Consider the following 12,697-nt stretch of genomic DNA (forward strand, 5'->3'; position numbering starts at 1 on the left):
AAGGACCGCCTCTCTTTGGCCATCCCCGTCCCCACTTCACTGTTCGGCCGAGACGCGGGATCGCGCCGTACACCGGCGATGGAGTCTTGCGGAGGTGGGGGGCACCCGCGGAGTAAGGTCGCGCAACGACCACCGTCGGCGTTCGGGAATCCGCGTCGTGCCGGCCGTCGGCAGGGTCCGGGTCATCGGCCGGTCCGTTACGTGGTTACGGTGTACCCGGCTCCGCTGGCCCGAGTCAACAACTTGGTTGTACCAGAAAGTTGTTGACCCCCTTCCGCCACTCTTCGCCACCCCTCGCGCTCCGCTCCCTCGGCCGCGTGCACAGAAGGAAGACCCGCTGTTCCGCGCGATGGCCGGGTACGCGGGGAGCGTCCGCGCACACGGATATGCGCCGACGCCCCCGCCATCCCCCGTACGGCGCTCCCCGGCGCCGCGCGCACCATCCTGCCGCCGCGGCGAGCCCGAGGGGAAGGAGATCCCGATAGGTCTTCCGTGCGCATTGATGCGCCAGTGCCTATCAAGGCGCAGGTGCTGAGCAATGCGGCGGCCGGTGTCAAAAAGCGATGCATGGGACCGCCGCCTGCGGGGCACCCGGCGCACCTGGGAACGCCGGTACTCACCCGGTCGCACGACCCTGGCCGCGGCCCGATGGCGGGCCGGAGGGGTGCGTGCCAGCGTGTCCAGGGGTGGCGCCGCCACCGGCCCCCTGCTGCCGATATTGCGAGGACCGTGATGGAACGACCCAGAGTGCTGATCGTGGGCGGCGGCTTCGCCGGCGTGGAGTGCGCCCGCGCCCTGGAGCACGGCCTGGAGGCCCGCGAGGCCGAGCTGACGCTGGTCTCCCCCACCAACTACCAGCTCTATCTGCCACTGCTGCCGCACCTGGCGGCCGGCGTGGTCACCCCCCAGTCCATCGCCCCCTCCCTGCGCCGCATCCTGCACCGGACCCGGCTCGTACCGGGCGGCGTGATCGGCGTGGACACCGCCGCCAAGGTCTGCGTGGTCCGCCAGATCACCGGCGAGACCGTCAACCTGTCGTACGACCACCTCGTCCTCACTCCAGGATCCGTCACCCGGACCTTCGACATCCCGGGCCTGACCGAGCACGCGCGGGGCATGAAGACGCTCGCCGAGGCCGCGTACGTCCGCGACCAGGTCATCGCGCAGCTCGACATCGCCGCGTGCTGCTCCGACCCGGCCGAGAAGGCCGCGCGGCTGCAGTTCGTCGTGGTCGGCGGCGGCTACGCGGGCACCGAGACGGCGGCGTACCTGCAGCGGCTGACCAGTGCGGCGGCGTCCCGCTACGCGGGGCGCATCGAGCCCGACGAGATCAAGTGGCATCTGATCGACATCGCGCCGAAGCTGATGCCGGAGCTGGGCGAGCGGCTCGGCACCAAGGCGATGGAGCTGGTGCGCAAGCGCGGCATCGAGGTGTCGCTCGGGGTGTCCGTCGAGTCGGTCACCGAGGACACCGTGACCTTCACCGACGGCCGGGTGCTGCCCTGCCACACGCTCATCTGGACGGCGGGTGTCGCCGCGAGCCCGCTGATCGGCACGCTCGGCGCGGAGACCGTGAAGGGCCGGCTGGCGGTGCACGCGGATCTGTCGGTGCCGCGGATGCCGGGCGTGTGGGCCTGCGGCGACGCCGCCGCGGTACCGGACATCACCAAGGAGGGCGGCGCGGTCTGCCCGCCCACCGCGCAGCACGCGCAGCGCCAGGGCAAGCACGCCGCGAAGAACATCATGGCCTCGCTGCGGGGTCAGCTGCCCACCTCGTACAAGCACAAGGACCTGGGGCTGGTGGTCGACCTCGGGGGCACCGACGCGGTGTCCCGGCCGCTCGGCAAGGAGCTGGTCGGGCTGCCCGCGCAGGTGGTGGCGCGCGGCTACCACATCATGGCGCTGCGGACCGGCACCGCGCGGTTCCGTACCGTCGCGAACTGGCTGCTCAACGCCACAGCGGGCGACGATTTCGTACGGACCGGGTTCCAGTCGGGGCGGGAGGCGACGCTGCGCGACTTCGAGCGCACGGACGCCTATCTCTCGGCGGATGCGGTACAAGCACAGACCGGCGGGCGCCGGAACAGCTGACGGCCGCGGTGGAGCGGCGCGGCCGGGCGGCCCCTCAGAGCTGCTCGGCTCCGTCGTCCACCGGCAGGTCGCGGGCGCCCAGGCGGAGGTGCTCGATGTGGTAGACGGCCTCGTCCAGGAGCTGCGCGACGTGGTTGTCGTAGAGGCTGTAGACGATGCGGCGGCCCCGGCGGGCGCCGGTGACCAGGCCCAGCGCGCGCAGCAGCCGCAGCTGGTGGGAGACGGCCGACTGCTCCATGCCCACCGCTTCGGCCAGCTCGCCCACCGGGCAGGCCCCTTGGCGGAGCCGGGTGAGGATCATCAGGCGTGACGGCGTGGCCAGCGCCTGCAGCGTGGCGGCGATGGTCGCGGCGGACTCCGCGTCCAGGTGCTCGGCCGGCGTGACCCGGGCGTCGACTCCATGTCCCATGTGCCCATCGTAACGACCAGCATATTTGAAGACCTCTTCATGTGTTCGGCTATGGTGACAGTGATGCGCACGCATGAAGAGGTCTTCATGCGTGCGTGACGTTCGCCCCCGTCCGCACTGTCGTCCGCCGGCCCCGCCGCGCGGACGTCTCCGCTCCCCGAGGTGTCCTCCCCATGGCTTCCACGCTGGCCGACGAGCCCACGGCCGCCGCCACCGCGCCGGCGCCACCGGCCCCCGCGGCGCTCCCCCGCCGCACCAGGCTCTTCGCGCTCCCCGAGGTCCGCTGGGCCGCGCTCGCCCTGCTCACCTTCCTGATCGCCTTCCCGCTCGACCTCATGGGCGCGCCCGCCTGGGCGTGGGGCCCGCTGTACGCGGCCTGTTACGCGGCGGGCGGCTGGGAGCCGGGCTGGGCGGGCCTGACGGCGCTGCGCGAACGCACCCTCGATGTCGACTTGTTGATGGTGGTGGCGGCGATCGGTGCCGCCGCCATCGGCCAGTACCTCGACGGCGGGCTGCTCATCGTGATCTTCGCGGTCTCCGGCGCGCTGGAGGCCCTGGCCACCCGGCGCACCGAGGACTCCGTACGCGGCCTGCTGGACCTCGCGCCGTCCACCGCCGTACGGCTGACCGCCGACGGCGAGGAGACGGTCGCCGCGACCGGGCTGGCGGTCGGCGACACCGTCCTCGTACGCCCCGGCGAGCGGCTGCCCGCCGACGGCACCGTGCTCGACGGCGCGAGCGAGGTGGACCAGGCGTCCATCACCGGCGAGCCGCTGCCCGCGGAGAAGCGGACCGGCGACACGGTGTTCGCGGGCACCCTCAACGGCACCGGCGCGCTGCGCGTCCGCGTCGACAAAGACGCGTCCGAATCGGTCATCGCGCGCATCGTGACGATGGTCGAGGAGGCCAGCGGTACCAAGGCGCCGACCCAGCTGTTCATCGAGAAGATCGAGCAGCGGTACTCGGTCGGCGTGGTGGTGGCCACCCTCGCGCTCTTCGCGGTCCCGCTCGCCTTCGGCGCGGACCTCACCGCGACGCTGCTGCGCGCCATGACCTTCATGATCGTGGCCTCGCCGTGCGCGGTCGTGCTGGCCACGATGCCGCCGCTGCTCTCCGCGATCGCCAACGCCGGGCGGCACGGCGTCCTGGTGAAGTCGGCCGTGGCGATGGAGCGGCTGGGCTCGGTCACCCGGGTCGCGATGGACAAGACCGGCACCCTCACCGAAGGCACCCCGCGGGTCGCCGCCGTACAGGCGCTGCCCGGCTTCGGCGAGGACGAGGCGCTGGCGGCGGCCGCGGCGGCCGAGCTGCCCAGTGAGCACCCGCTCGCCCGCGCCGTGGTCACCGCGGCCCGCGAGCGCGGCCTGCGGCCCGCCACCGCCGAAGACTTCTCCTCCGTACCGGGCCGGGGCGTGCGCGCCGAGGTCGGCGGGCGCACCGTCCGGGTGGGCAGCCCGGCGGGCCTGCTGGACGACACGGAGGGCACGGACGGCACGGACGGCACGGCGGGTGCCCGTAAGGCGGTCGCCGGGTACGAGGAGGACGGCCACACCGCCGTCGTCGTACTGATCGACGGGGCGCCGGCCGCCGTGCTCGCGCTCGCCGACCGGCTGCGGCCCGGCGCGCCCGGGGCCGTGGCCCGGCTGCGCACTCTGGCCGGCGCCGAGCCCGCCCTGCTGACCGGCGACAACGCGCGTACCGCGGCGCTGACCGCCGCCGAGTCGGGGATGACGGACGTACGGGCCGGGCTGCTGCCCGAGGACAAGGTGGCCGCGGTGCGCGGCTGGCAGGAGCAGGGCGAGCGGGTGCTGGTCGTGGGCGACGGCGTCAACGACGCGCCCGCGCTGGCCGCCGCCGACAGCGGCGTGGCGATGGGCCGGGCCGGTTCGGACCTGGCGCTGGAGACGGCCGACGCGGTGGTCGTGCGGGACGAGATCGGCGCCGTGCCCACCGTCGTGGCGCTCTCCCGGCGCGCCCGGAAGCTGGTGACCCAGAACCTCGTCATCGCGTCGGTCTGCATCGGCGGCCTGGTGGTCTGGGACCTGGCCGGCCACCTGCCGCTGCCGCTGGGCGTGCTGGGGCACGAGGGCTCGACCGTACTGGTGGGGCTGAACGGGCTGCGGCTGCTGCGGGCCGCGGCATGGCGCCGGGCGGCAGTCTGAACGCCCGCGCCCCGGCGCCGGAAGGAAATACTCAAGGAGTACCCGAAAGGGTCCTGCCGAGGGAAGCAGTTGACCTCAACATTGGTTGAGGTCATAGCTTCCTGATGTGTCGCCGGTCGCTCGGACCCGCGACGGACGACCGCGCACCCCGGAGGACCGCAATGGACATGGAAGTCACCGCCTGGCATTCGCTGCACAGCACCATCACCGCGCAGCAGGACCGGCGTCCCTTCTCCCGGGAGACCGTGCGCCGCATCGCGGCCTTCGCCCGCCCGCACCGCCGCCACCTGGTCGCGTTCCTGCTGCTCAGCACGGTGACGGCGATGCTGGCCGTGGCCACTCCGCTGCTGGCAGGCCGGGTCGTCGACGCGATCGTGCACCGCTCCTCCACGGACCTGGTGCTCGGCCTGTCCGGCCTGATCGCCGCCATCGCGGTCGCCGAAGCGGGCCTCGGGCTGGTCACCCGCTGGCTGTCAGCGACCATCGGCGAGGGCCTGATCCTGGACCTGCGGACGACCGTGTACGACCACGTCCAGCGGATGCCCGTCGCGTTCTTCACCCGCACCCGCACCGGCGCCCTGGTCAGCCGGCTCAACAACGACGTCATCGGCGCGCAGCGGGCGTTCAGCGACACGCTCTCCCAGGTCGTCGGCAACATCGTCACGCTGATCCTGACGCTGGTCGTGATGCTGGGCCTGTCCTGGCAGATCACCCTGATCGCCCTCGTGCTGCTCCCGGTGTTCGTACTGCCGGCGCGGCGCGTCGGGCGGCGCCTCGCGCAGCTGCGCCGGGAGGCCGCCGACCACAACGCCACGATGGGCACGCAGATGACCGAGCGGTTCTCCGCGCCCGGCGCGACGCTGGTCAAGCTCTTCGGGCGGCCCGAGCGGGAGTCCGCCGAATTCGCCGCGCGGGCGCGCCGGGTGCGCGACATCGGCGTCCGTACCGCCATGGTGCAGACGTTCTTCGTCACCGCGCTCACGCTCGTCTCCGCGCTCGCGCTGGCCGTCGTCTACGGGCTCGGCGGCTACCTCGCCCTGCGCGGCAGCCTGGAACCCGGCGCGATCGTGTCCCTCGCCCTGCTGCTGACCCGGCTCTACGCGCCGCTGACCGCGCTGTCCGGCGCCCACGTCGAGGTCATGAGCGCCCTGGTGAGCTTCGAGCGGGTCTTCGAGGTACTGGACCTGAAGCCGCTCATCAGCGAGAAGCCGGACGCCCGCACGGTGCCCGACGGCCCGCTGGCCGTGGAGTTCGACGGCGTACGCTTCGGCTACCCGGCCGCCGACAAGGTCTCCCTCGCCTCCCTCGAAGAGGTCGCGACGCTCGACACCCGGGGCGGCGACGAGGTCCTGCACGACGTGTCCTTCCGGGCCGAGCCGGGCCAGATGGTCGCGCTGGTCGGCTCCTCCGGCGCCGGCAAGTCCACCATCGCGCAGCTGCTGCCGCGGCTGTACGACACGGACGAGGGCGCCGTGCGCATCGGCGGCGTGGACGTGCGCGACCTGTCGGCCGCCTCGCTGCGCGGCACCCTCGGCATGGTCACCCAGGACGGCCACCTCTTCCACGACTCGCTCCGCGCGAACCTGCTGCTCGCCCGGCCCGAGGCCACCGAGGAGGAGCTGTGGGACGTACTGCGCCGGGCCCGCCTGGACGGCCTGATCGCCTCGCTGCCGGACGGCCTGGACACGGTCGTCGGCGAGCGCGGGTACCGGCTCTCCGGCGGTGAGCGGCAGCGGCTGACCATCGCCCGGCTGCTGCTGGCCCGCCCTCGGGTGGTCATCCTCGACGAGGCCACGGCGCACCTGGACAACACCTCCGAGGCCGCGGTGCAGGAAGCGCTGACCGAGGCGCTGGCGGGGCGCACCTCCCTGGTGATCGCCCACCGGCTGTCCACCGTGCGGGCCGCCGACGTCATCCTCGTGATCGAGGACGGCCGGATCGCGGAGCGCGGCAGCCACGAGGAGCTGCTCGCCGCGGGCGGGCGTTACGAAGAGCTGTACCGCACCCAGTTCGACCAGTCCCCGGCCCCGCAGCAGGCGGCAACGGTCAACTGATTCGCCGTCACCGGCCGGTCCCGCCCCTTGGCGGCGACCGGCCGATGCCGAACACTCGGAGGGTGACTCAGCGCGCTGAACACTCGACCGTCATGGACCGCCTCGCGATCGACGACCTCATCACCTGTTACGCCCACGCCGTGGACGACGGCGACTGGCCCGCGTACCGGGAGCTCTTCACTAAGGACGGCCGGGCGGACTACCGCTCGGCCGGCGGCATCGAGGGCAGCGGCGAGGAGATCGCCGGCTGGCTCGCGGAGATGATGCGCCACTTCCCCGTCCGCCAGCATCTGATCGTCAACCGCCGGATCATCCAGGCCACCCGGGACGGCGCCCCCGGCGACACCGCCACCGTACGCGCCGACTACCTCAACCCGATGCGGCTCGCGGACCCGGCCGGCGCCGTCCCCGTCGACCACGGCGCGGTGGCACCGAACTACACCTGCGGCGGCCGTTACGCCTTCACCGTCCACCGCACCCCGGAGGGCTGGCGGCTGGCGGAGGTCGTCGTCCACGAGAAGTGGCGCCAGGTGGTGCCGAAGGGCAAGGAATGAGGCCCGGACGGGGACGTCCCCGGTGAGGTCTCCCCCGCACGGCTTGCTCCGGAGACCGCCTCGCCGCGCCCCCTGTGCATGATCGCCCTCGTGGCGCACACTGGGCGTCCGACCCGAGAGGGGGACACGGCATGCGCCGCCCGGCAGGCGAGAAGGACCCGAGCCCCGGCTCCCCCTGGTGGCGCGCCGTCGCCGCCGTGGTGGCCGGCGCGCTGCCGGCCCTGTGCTTCCCGGCGCCCGGGCTGTGGTGGCTCGCGTACGTCGTCCTGGTCCCCTGGCTGGCACTGCCGGCCACCGCCCGCACGCCCCGGCGCGCCGCCCTGGAGGGCTGGCTGGGCGGCACCGGCTTCATGCTGGCGGTGCACCACTGGCTGCTGCCGAGCCTGCACGTCTTCCTGCTCGTACTGGCCGCGCTGCTCGGCGCGCTGTGGGCGCCGTGGGGCGTGCTCGTCCGCGATCTGCTGCGCGGGCGGCCGGGACCCGCGCGGTGCGCGGCCGCGCTGCTGCTCGTGCCGTGCGGCTGGCTGCTGGTCGAACTGGTGCGGTCCTGGGAGTACTTGGGCGGGCCGTGGGGCGTGCTCGGCGCGAGCCAGTGGCAGGTGGCGCCCGCGCTGCGGCTCGCCTCGCTCGGCGGCGTCTGGCTGCTGACGCTGCTGCTCGTCGCCGTGAACACCGCGCTGACCGTGCTGCTGCTGTCCCCCGCCGCCCGCCGGGCCGCGCTCGGCGGGCTGCTGGCGATCGCCGTGGTCGCGGGCGCCGCCTGGGCGTGGGCGCCGCGCCCCGAGCCCGCCGGCACGGCCCGGATCGCGGTGGTACAGGCGGGCGTGGTGGCCGGTCCCGACGCCCGGTTCGCGCGGGGCGAGCGGCTGACCCGCACCCTCAAGGGCCGCGGCGTCGACCTGGTGGTCTGGGGTGAGAGCAGCGTCGGCACGGACCTGACCCGGCGCGCCGACCTGCGCGCCCGGCTGGCCGCGCTCTCCCGCGAGGTGGGCGCCGACCTGCTGGTGAACGTCGACGCGCGGCGCACCGGCCGCCCCGGCATCTACAAGTCGTCCGTACTGATCGGCCCGGACGGCCCGACCGGCGACCGCTACGACAAGATGCGGCTGGTGCCGTTCGGCGAGTACGTACCGGCCCGCGCGCTGCTCGGCTGGGCCACCAGCGTCGGCAAGGCCGCCACCGAGGACCGTCGGCGCGGTACCCGCCAGGTCGTGATGGAGACGGCCTCGGAGTCGTCACCGGGCCTGCGGTTCGGCCCGCTGGTCTGCTTCGAGACGGCGTTCCCCGACATGAGCCGACGGCTGGTCCGCGACGGCGCGGGGCTGCTGGTCGCGCAGTCCTCGACCTCGACCTTCCAGGACAGCTGGGCGCCCGGGCAGCACGCGTCGCTGGCCGCACTGCGCGCGGCGGAGACCTGGCGCCCGATGGTGCACGCGACGCTGACCGGGGTCAGCGCGGTGTACGGGCCGGACGGCGCACCGATCGGCGGGCAGCTGGCCACCGACCGGGCCACCGCCGCGGTCTACGAGCTGCCGCTGGCGCACGGCACCAGCCCGTACGTCCGCTTCGGTGACTGGCCGCTCTACGCGGCCCTCCTCGCGCTCGCCGCGTACTGCCTGCGGACCGGCGTACGGGCGCTGCGGCCGCCGTCGGCGCAGGCGCCGGACGACCGGAGCACCGAGCTGCCCGCCCACCAGCCCGTCACGCGCACGGTCCGGTTCCTCAGGCGGCCCCGCCCAGCACCTCGGTGAGCACCCGCTCGCACAGCTCGTGCGTAAGCAGCGCGTCCTCGGCGGTCAGCAACGTCCCGGCCCGTACCGCGTCCAGGAAGGCCAGCACCGCCTGCTCGATGCCGCGCTGCCGGGCGACCGGCACCCAGTCACCGCGCCGCCGCACGCTCGGCTGCCCCTTGTGGTCGATCACCTCGGAGAGGTTGACCACCTGGCGCTTGGTGTCCTGCCCGGAGACGTCGAGGATCTCCTCGGCCGAGCCGCTGAGCCGGTTCATCGTGCCGATCGCGGAGAACCCGTCGCCGGACAGATGCAGGACGACATGGTGCAGCAGCCCGTCCCGCATCCGCGCCCGTACATGCACGTCCTCGATGGTCCCCGGCGCCAGGAAGCGCAGCGTGTCGACGACGTGGATGAAGTCGTCCAGCACGAGGGTGCGCGGGTCCTCGGGCAGCCCGACCCGGTTCTTCTGCAGCAGGATCAGCTCGCGCGGGTGCTCCAGGCACTGCGCGTACCCGGGCGCGTAGCGGCGGTTGAACCCGACGGCCAGGCCGACCCCGCGGTCCGCCGCCCGCCGCACGAGCCGCTCGCTCTCGGCGTAGTGGTAAGAAATCGGCTTGTCGACATAGGTCGGCACGCCGGCTTCTATCAGGCGGCCGACGATCTCGGGGTGGGCGACGGTCGGCGCGTGCACGAACGCCGCGTCCAGCCCCGCCGCGAGCAGCGAGTCCAGGTCGGCGTGGCGCTGCCGCGCGGGCAGGTGGAGGGTGTCGGCGACCCGGTCGAGGGTGGCCGGAGTACGGGTCTGCACGTGCAGTTCGACTCCGGGCTGCACCCCGAGCACGGGGAGGTACGCCTTCCGCGCGATGTCGCCGAGGCCGATGCAGCCTACCTTCACGGGTGTCACCTCTGGTGTGTTGATCCAATGCCCCGTTCCGGCCCGTCGGGCGGCAGCGGGCGGGTGTGTACGAAAGGAGCGTACGTGGCCCTTCGGGGTTACGGGCGGCCGGGCGGGGACCAGTCGGCGATGCCGTCCAGGGCGCGCAGCGCCAGGTCGGGAGCGAGGCGGGCGGTGCCGGCGAGGAGCGCGGCCCGCAGCGCGCGGGCGGGGGCCGAACGCCAGGTCGTGAGGCGGGCGATGCGGGCGGAGCGGCGTACGACCTCCGTCGTACGGGGCAGCCGTACCCGGGTGTACTCGGCTAGCGCCGCCGCCAGGTCGGCATCCGGCCCGGCGAGCAGCCCGAGCACGATGGCGTCCTCGATGGCCTGGCCGCCGCCCTGGCCCAGATGGGGCGCCATCGGATGCACGGCGTCGCCGAGCAGCGCAACCCGGCCGCGGTGATAAGCGGGCAGCGGGCGGTCCACCGCGTACACGTCGTTGCGCAGCACGTCGGCGGGGGCCACGGCGGCGAGCAGGTCGGGCACGGGACGGTGCCAGCCGCCGAAACGGCGCAGCAGCTCGGCGCGTTCGTCGTCGGGCGCCCGGCCGCCGGCCGGCGCGACGGCGGCCGCGTACGCGTACACCCGCCCGTCGTGCAGCGGCTGACTCCCCCACAGCGCTCCCGGCCCCCACGTCTCGTGCGGGTCGACGCCGCAGGGCGCGGGCACGACGAAGCGCCAGGTGGTGAGGCCGACGTAACGGGGCGCGGGGTGACCGGGGAAGAGGGCGCGGCGGGCGGCGGAGTGGATGCCGTCGGCGGCGATGACGAGGTCGGTGGTCAGGTTGGTGGTCAGGTCGTCGGTCAGGTCCGTGGCCAGCTCGGCCGGGTGATCTTCCGAACCGATCAGGCGTACGCGCGCGGGGCGGTCCGGGTCGGCCGGGTCGCCCGGGTCGGTCACGGTGGCGGCGGTCGCGGTGCGGACGGCCCCGGCCGGCAGCCGGGCAGCGAGCAGGCCGATCAGATCGGCGCGGTGGGCGACCACGACGGGGCCGCCGAAGCGCCGCACGGCCGCGCGATCGTCCGTACGAGCCAGGACACGGCCGCCCGGGAGCCGCAACGCCCCCTCGGACTGCCAGGCGGCCATGGCCCGTACCGCGTCGCCCACCCCGATCGCGTCGAGCGCACGCTGCGCGTTGGGGGCCAGGGCGATGCCCGCGCCGACGGGTTCGAGCGCGGGGGCGCGCTCCAGGACGGTGACCCGCCACCCGGCCTGATGCAGCGCGACGGCCGCGGTGAGCCCGCCGATGCCGCCGCCGATGACGAGGGCGGTGGATTGATCACTCGTATCGCTGCTGCTCATGCCTACTCCTGCCGACCTACCGCCTGACTACCCCTGCACTACACCTGTAGTGGCGTACTCCTCACAAGCTACCACACCCGTAGTCCGGCCGGTAGGCTCACCTCCCATGAACGACCGCACTCCGGACCGCTCCTCCCGCCCCGCCGCCGCCCGCCGTCGCGAGCTGATCGCCGATACCGCGCTCGCCCTGCTCGCCGAGCGCGGCATGCGCGGGCTGACGCACCGCGCCGTCGACGAGACGGCCGGGCTGCCGCAGGGCTCCACGTCGAACCTGGCCCGCACCCGCGCGGCGCTGCTGGAGACGGCGGTCGGCCGGCTGGCGGAGCGGGAGGCCGCACTGCTCTCCCCGGCCGAGCCTGCCCCCGGTACGTCGACCCCGGACGCGTTGGCCGAACTGCTCGCGCTCGCCCTGCACCGCTCGCTGACCCGCCACCGCGAGCTGCTGATCGCCCGGTACGAACTGGCGCTGGAGGCCACCCGGCGGCCGGAGCTGCGGGCCGTCTACGACCGGGCGGGCAGCGCCTTCCGCGAGGCGCTGGCCGGCCTGCTCACGGCGGCCGGTTCGGCCGATCCGCAGCGGCACGCGCGCTCGCTGGTGGCGTGGTGCGACGGGGTGCTGTTCTCCGGTACGGCGGGCCAGTTGCAGGCCGCCGCCCCCAGCCGCGCGGAGCTGCGGACGGGCTGTGCCGAACTGCTCGGCGGCATGCTGGGCCCGGGCGCCGCCCAGCGCCCCTAGAACCCGCGCCCGCGCGCTATGGCGCAAAATTGCGGGCCATGCACACCGAACCGGGAAAAACCGGGTCGGCACGCGCCGCAACGGCCATGCTTGGCGGCATGACAACATCCGATCCAGCACGCACCATCCCCTCCGGCACCGGCGACGAACTCACGCAAATGGTGCGCTGGCTGGACTACCACCGCGCGACCCTGGCGACCAAGTGCGCGGGCCTCACCGAAGAAGAGCTGCGCACCGCCTCCGTACCGCCCTCCGAGCTGACCCTGCTCGGCCTGCTGCGCCACATGGCGGAGGTCGAGCGGCACTGGTTCCGGCGGATCATGACCGGCGAGGACCTCCCGTGGATCTACTGCGACGAGGAGGACTGGGACCGCGACTGGCACTTCGGCGAGGAGGACACCGCGGCAGAGGCGCTGGCCACCTGGCAGGCGGAGACGGAGCTGGCCGTCAAGGCCGCCGAGGGCCGCACGCTGGACGAGCCTGCGCCGGGGCGGCTGCCGGGCAAGGAACTGACGCTGCGCTGGATCTACCTGCACATGATCGAGGAGTACGCCCGGCACAACGGCCACGCGGACTTCCTGCGCGAGCGCCTGGACGGCGACACGGGCGCCTGACGCGCCACGTCCGGCACGAGCGCCTGACGCGCCACGTCCGACACGGGCGTCCGACGCGCCACGTCGCCCGTCAGGAGCGGTGGCCGCCCGCTGAGCGCGGTGACCG

10 protein-coding genes are annotated in these 12,697 nt (G+C 74.0%); 7 read left to right on the forward strand and 3 right to left on the reverse strand.

All coding sequences use genetic code 11. The features are described 5' to 3' along the window. Positions 1 to 732: 732 nt before the first annotated feature. A complete protein-coding gene (locus ACZ4MH_RS02235) occupies positions 733 to 2,091 on the forward strand; it encodes an NAD(P)/FAD-dependent oxidoreductase (protein ID WP_351597838.1) in 1,359 nt (452 codons plus the stop codon). Between the two features lie 34 nt (positions 2,092 to 2,125). Here ACZ4MH_RS02235 and ACZ4MH_RS02240 read toward each other — a convergent pair whose 3' ends face one another. After that, positions 2,126 to 2,500 (reverse strand): ArsR/SmtB family transcription factor, encoded by a 375-nt coding sequence (locus ACZ4MH_RS02240; protein ID WP_351597836.1) that lies wholly within the window; start codon positions 2,498 to 2,500, stop codon positions 2,126 to 2,128. Between the two features lie 173 nt (positions 2,501 to 2,673). On the opposite strand from ACZ4MH_RS02240, the gene ACZ4MH_RS02245 reads away from it, so the two are divergent. From ACZ4MH_RS02245 to lnt, 4 genes are all read left to right on the forward strand, one after another. Further along, complete coding sequence (locus ACZ4MH_RS02245; protein ID WP_467753810.1) at positions 2,674 to 4,662, forward strand: heavy metal translocating P-type ATPase; 1,989 nt, start codon at positions 2,674 to 2,676, stop codon at positions 4,660 to 4,662. 161 nt (positions 4,663 to 4,823) lie between these two features. Next, positions 4,824 to 6,716 (forward strand): ABC transporter ATP-binding protein, encoded by a 1,893-nt coding sequence (locus ACZ4MH_RS02250; RefSeq protein ID WP_351602061.1) that lies wholly within the window; start codon positions 4,824 to 4,826, stop codon positions 6,714 to 6,716. 62 nt (positions 6,717 to 6,778) lie between these two features. Next, positions 6,779 to 7,270, forward strand: coding sequence for a nuclear transport factor 2 family protein (locus ACZ4MH_RS02255; protein ID WP_351602058.1), 492 nt, complete (start codon positions 6,779 to 6,781; stop codon positions 7,268 to 7,270). Between the two features lie 131 nt (positions 7,271 to 7,401). Next, positions 7,402 to 9,021 carry an apolipoprotein N-acyltransferase gene (lnt, locus tag ACZ4MH_RS02260; protein WP_467753813.1) on the forward strand — a complete coding sequence of 540 codons (1,620 nt, stop codon included), beginning with the start codon at positions 7,402 to 7,404 and terminating at the stop codon, positions 9,019 to 9,021. Here lnt and ACZ4MH_RS02265 read toward each other — a convergent pair. Both ACZ4MH_RS02265 and ACZ4MH_RS02270 read right to left on the reverse strand, forming a co-directional pair. Then, on the reverse strand, positions 8,993 to 9,898 hold the full coding sequence (locus ACZ4MH_RS02265) for a Gfo/Idh/MocA family protein (RefSeq protein ID WP_351586925.1): 906 nt from the start codon (positions 9,896 to 9,898) through the stop codon (positions 8,993 to 8,995). The two genes, lnt and ACZ4MH_RS02265, sit on opposite strands and share 29 nt — an antisense overlap. A 98-nt stretch (positions 9,899 to 9,996) precedes the next feature. Beyond that, a complete protein-coding gene (locus ACZ4MH_RS02270; RefSeq protein ID WP_351586927.1) occupies positions 9,997 to 11,241 on the reverse strand; it encodes an FAD-dependent monooxygenase in 1,245 nt (414 codons plus the stop codon). Positions 11,242 to 11,347: 106 nt separating this feature from the next. Between ACZ4MH_RS02270 and ACZ4MH_RS02275 the strand changes: the two genes are divergently transcribed. Together ACZ4MH_RS02275 and ACZ4MH_RS02280 are read left to right on the forward strand one after the other, a co-directional pair. Next, positions 11,348 to 11,977 (forward strand): TetR/AcrR family transcriptional regulator, encoded by a 630-nt coding sequence (locus tag ACZ4MH_RS02275; RefSeq protein WP_351586929.1) that lies wholly within the window; start codon positions 11,348 to 11,350, stop codon positions 11,975 to 11,977. A gap of 98 nt (positions 11,978 to 12,075) precedes the next feature. Further along, positions 12,076 to 12,591 (forward strand): DinB family protein, encoded by a 516-nt coding sequence (locus tag ACZ4MH_RS02280; RefSeq protein ID WP_351586931.1) that lies wholly within the window; start codon positions 12,076 to 12,078, stop codon positions 12,589 to 12,591. The last annotated feature ends 106 nt before the right edge of the window (positions 12,592 to 12,697 follow it).

The sequence above is a fragment of the Streptomyces sp. NPDC026301 genome (assembly GCF_055567935.1).